The organism is Chryseobacterium taichungense (assembly GCF_900109935.1).
GTDB classification, from domain to species: Bacteria; Bacteroidota; Bacteroidia; order Flavobacteriales; family Weeksellaceae; genus Chryseobacterium; species Chryseobacterium taichungense.
This window is the reverse complement of sequence record NZ_FOBV01000021.1, coordinates 1-4719: the sequence shown is the minus strand read 5'-3', so window position 1 is coordinate 4719 and position 4719 is coordinate 1. Positions and strand designations below refer to the sequence as shown.

Here is a 4719-nt window from a genome sequence, read left to right as displayed (position 1 = left end):
CCGATATCTTGCATATACATCCTTGCTCCAAAGTCATAAGCCCCAAACTCTTGCAACTCTTTTTCTCCGAACTTATAGCTTTTATAACTTCCCTGAGCAAAGTAGGTATTTCCGGTTTTCAAATGATTCATCCCAAACGGATAATAATCATTGGCATCCGTTATTTCAAGAGCGCCTGCGCTGTTTAAGTTAAGAAGTACACTTGACTAAAAAAATAATAAATGTTAATATTACAAGAATTCCTGTAAAATATCTAAATCCACTTTCTTTTTCATTACTAACAATTTCTTTGTAATTACGTTTATCACCCACCAATTTTCTTATAAGATAATAAATATTATTTCCTATGAGATGAGTGAAAATTAATTTAAAAACATATTCCATGATCATGATTATAGAATTAAATAAAAGAACTTGTTAAAAGTTATTTTATAAATTTTTTCATCAGAACTATAATTATAAAGACAAAAATAACACCGGTAAAGAATTTTATATAACCTTCTGTTTGATCTTGTATTTCTTTATAACTTCTTTTATCCCCTATTATTTTACGAAGCAGATAATATATTCCATTACCAATAATATTCATAAATATCTGTTGAAAAATATATTCAAAAATCCCCATTACTTTTCATCTTTTTTATTTGGTGAAAATGGTTTTATTATACTTGTATATCCCATTTTAAACATACCTATATTATTTACCATATTTAATCCTGTATTCATATTTCTATTCAAAAGACCTCTTGTCGCAGGTGTTACTCTAGCAATTGCAGTTCCTTTAAATAATTTAGAAAATTGCGAAGCACTCAAAGGAGCTAAATCATCACTTAATCTAAATGCTATCTTAGGTAAAACCGGTTGTCCTACACCTAAAACTTTCAGTTCTGAAGATAATGGATTAAAGGTTGATGTAAAAGCAAAACCTCTTTCACCAGAATCGAATTGAGTTGTATTATCCAAATTACTATAAACTTGTTCACCTGTAATTCCAGAAATACGCTTAGCGCCTAACCAATTAAAAGTATCTATAACTTGAAAACCTAAATATGTATTATTTGCCAAACCATATGATAATTTCCCAAAGAAATTGTCTGAGGATCCCCAATTACCCCAAAATCCTTTATCTCCGTCCCATTGATTAATTGTAGACATAGATCCAATATACTTATCTAAATGATCAAAAATAGTTTTTTTATCTCCATTGGTTAAATAGTCACCCGTAAAAGCATAATGCCATTTGGAAACATTTATTACAAGCTCAGGAATATCCTTTTTAAATGTTTCATCGTTACTTATCAAATCACCGACGCCATCTACACTTCCTCCGCTACCAAAATATCCCTGCAATTTTCTGATCTCATCGGTATTGGTTGTACTATAATTTCCATTGTGATCTGTAGAATACATTCCTGTAGGATCTGCAAAAGAAACAGGATTATTCATTGCAAAATGATATGGAGAAAAATCGAGGTAAGATTCAGACAGCGCATCAATTCCGGAAAATCTTGCTATATCTGCTAGATAATTCCTCCAATCCATCGCATACATCCCCGTTTCCTGAAGTTCAACACCATTGAACTTATAGCTTTTATAACTTCCCTGTGCAAAATAGGTATTCCCTGTTTTTAAATGATTCATCCCAAACGGATAATACTCATTGGCATCTGCTATTTCAAGAGCGCCTGCGCCGTTTCTCGCGAAACTGATCCTTACATTTCCTAAATGATCTTCATCCTGATATTCTAAAAGATAGCGTTGATTATCAACGCTATCTTTTATATTAGTTATATTAAATCTAATTTTCAGAAGAATAATCCAGTACCTCCTTTATCAAAAATTTTCCATTTATTCTTGCAACTACATAATAAGATCCAGAATACGGTTTATTTCTACTTTTATCAGAAATAGAATTTTCCTTTTTGTAGTAAAGATAATCTTCTATTAATTTCATTTTCTCCTCTACATTAAAATTAGATATTGAAGAATCTTTTATCAACTCATATTTTTTTTTCTCCTCATTATATTCATAGTGATTATTAATTATATAAAGTTCCTTTTCATTTTTTTTTCGGGAAAATGTGAAGGTAGACTTACTTATTAAAGTAGAACGATCTTTAGGATTTATCATATTAATAATAATAAAATCAGAATCTTTATTATTATATAAGGTTGTTAATAAATGTTTTGTATCCGTCTCAAATAAACCATAATGACTAACACTTTCATTACAACCATCCATAAAAATGTCATATTTTTTTTCATATTTGCCTTGTTTAATAGCTTTAGCTACTTCTGGTTCATTATGAATACATGCCTGAATTCCTTCTTTCTCTAATTCACCAAAATACTTAGTTACTTTTTTTAAGATCTTTTCGTTCTTATTTTGTGCTTTTATGCTACTTGAATAAAGCATTACGAAGCATGAAAATACGTAAAAAAGTATTTTGTATAATCTGTGCGTTTCTCTCATCATTTATTTTTCTGAATTAAATAAAAAGAGTAGAATGAACTACTCTTTTTATTATTTATAAATTTCAATCTTTAAGATTATAATCACGTAAAGCTTTGATCAAGTATTTCCCATTTATCCTTGCGACAATATAATATTCTCTGTAAGGCTGACCTCGGCTTACTTCAGAAATAGAATTTTCCTTTTTGTAGTAAAGATAATCTTCTATTAACTTCATCTTTTCTTCTACATTAAAATTAGAAATCGAAGAGTCTTTTACTAATTCATATCCATTTTTATTTTCATCAAATTGATAATAATTGTGAATAATATTAATCTTTTTCTCGTTTTTCTTTCGCGAAAAAGTGAGAGTTGGTTTAGTGTAAAGAATAGGATTGTTTTTAAAGCCTTTCATGTTAACGATAATAAAATCAGAATCTTCATCTTTATAAAAATTAGATAATAATTTTTTCGTATCTGTTTTATATAGGTCATAATGACTAACCTGATCATTACATCCCATCATTAAAACGTCTAATCTATGTTTATCTTTCTTAGCAGCTTCATATAACTCAAGATCACTGTCAATACATCCTTGAAGCCCCTCTTTTTTTAATTGATCAAAATAAGAATTTATTTTTTTTAAAATCTTTGCTTCATGTTCTTGTGCTTTTATATTATTTGAATAAAGCATTACGAAGCATGAAAATACGTAAAAAAGCATTTTGCATAATCTGTGGGTTTCTTTCATTGTAATTATATCTTTTTGTAAGTTGAAAATCCTTATCAATTTTAATTGAGTCATAAGCACCAAATTTTTCAGCCCCGGTAATTCCAGGAAGTCTCTCATTTCTACTATTATAATATGTACTATTTCCTGACTTGTCTACTAACATAGTTCTTGGATCTAGTTCTGTTTTATTTAAAGCTCCATAAGAAGCTCTTAGAGACATCCCCCATTCAGCTCTAATCTGGTTTTCAATATGTGAAGCATATTTTTCACTGTGGCTAATACAATTATTACATTCTTCACCAGCATTTATCTGCTGAGGGGTTCTAGTGTCAATCCATGGACCAAAAAAATCTGGTTTCTTTTGTGGATCCATTTCATGCGCCATTTCATGAGCAAGCGCTATCAATATTGGAACTCTTTCTAAACCATTAACAGTATTTAATTTTACTTCTAATGACGTGTTAATATATGCTATACCTTCTTTATGTTCACTTCCTCCTGTGGTAGATTGAATTTTTATATCATGTTGTTTACCTTCGAAGTAACCGACTAATTTGCTTCCTGTGCCACCTCCATTCTCTAGTAAAAATAATGAAGATATGATAGAAATAACAAACGGTGACATTTTTATTTTGCTGTTTGCCATACTTTCCCAGCCCTTAGTTTCCGGGTTATATACTTCGGTTTGCCCCTTATCATATCTGTATTCGTTTTGTCCATCATTAATATAAATCATATTTCCATCCGGATCAATAAACCTTATTGGATTGTTAAATGCATAATTGTAAGGACTAAATCTTCTCGAAGCTTCAGCAAAAGCATCTATTTCTGACCATCTTCCCAAATCTGCTATATACATCCTTGCTCCATAGTCATACATCCCGGTTTCCTGCAGTTCTTTGCCGTTGTACTTGTTGCTTTTATAACTTCCCTGTGCAAAGTAGGCATTCCCGGTCTTTAAATGATTCATCCCAAAAGGATAATAATCATTGGCATCCGTTATTTCAAGAGCGCCTGCGCTGTTTCTCGCGAAACTTATTCTTACATTTCCTAAATGGTCTTTGTACTGGTAAATATACTGATCATTTACGTAATCATAAAATCCTTCTGCAGTTGGCAAAAACTGAAGATCTGCGGTTTTTAGTGCAATAGTTCCCACGGGCTCTGAAAAATCCGGTGAAAATGCCTCCGGCTCCATGGCTCTGCGGGATTCTGAAGCCAGCATTAACGTTTCAGAGCCTCCTCCTGAGTTTTCAACGGTTAAATACTGAAACCCGTCAAGATAATCTGTCGTTTGCTTAGAAACTGTAGATCCTGCAATTCCCACAATCGTGGTTGTACTTTCTTTTTTAAGTTTTGTCCCATCGGCACCGTACAGCGTTTTAACAGAAAGGTATTCATTCCCAACTCTGCTTAGTTCAATTGAATTTTGGAGATTAAGGAAATTGTATTTAATAGAGCTGATCCCTTTATCCTGCATTTTGGTCATATTTCCATTCCCGTCATATAGAATGGTATTTCCACCGCCTTCATA

General features: G+C 31.4%; 4 protein-coding genes. All 4 read right to left on the bottom strand.

What is annotated here, in order from left to right; translation table 11 throughout:
* Positions 1-624: 624 nt before the first annotated feature.
* Positions 625-1641: an RHS repeat-associated core domain-containing protein gene (locus BMW64_RS20220; protein ID WP_228400982.1), complete on the bottom strand. Its 1017-nt coding sequence runs from the start codon at positions 1639-1641 to the stop codon at positions 625-627.
* Positions 1642-1798: 157 nt separating this feature from the next.
* Positions 1799-2476, bottom strand: coding sequence for a hypothetical protein (locus tag BMW64_RS20215; protein ID WP_090002484.1), 678 nt, complete (start codon positions 2474-2476; stop codon positions 1799-1801).
* 61 nt (positions 2477-2537) lie between these two features.
* A complete protein-coding gene (locus BMW64_RS20210) occupies positions 2538-3146 on the bottom strand; it encodes a hypothetical protein (protein ID WP_090002482.1) in 609 nt (202 codons plus the stop codon).
* A partial coding sequence (locus tag BMW64_RS20205; protein WP_177175339.1) for an RHS repeat domain-containing protein occupies positions 3130-4719 on the bottom strand: 1590 nt, incomplete at its 5' end. The genes BMW64_RS20210 and BMW64_RS20205, both read right to left, overlap by 17 nt.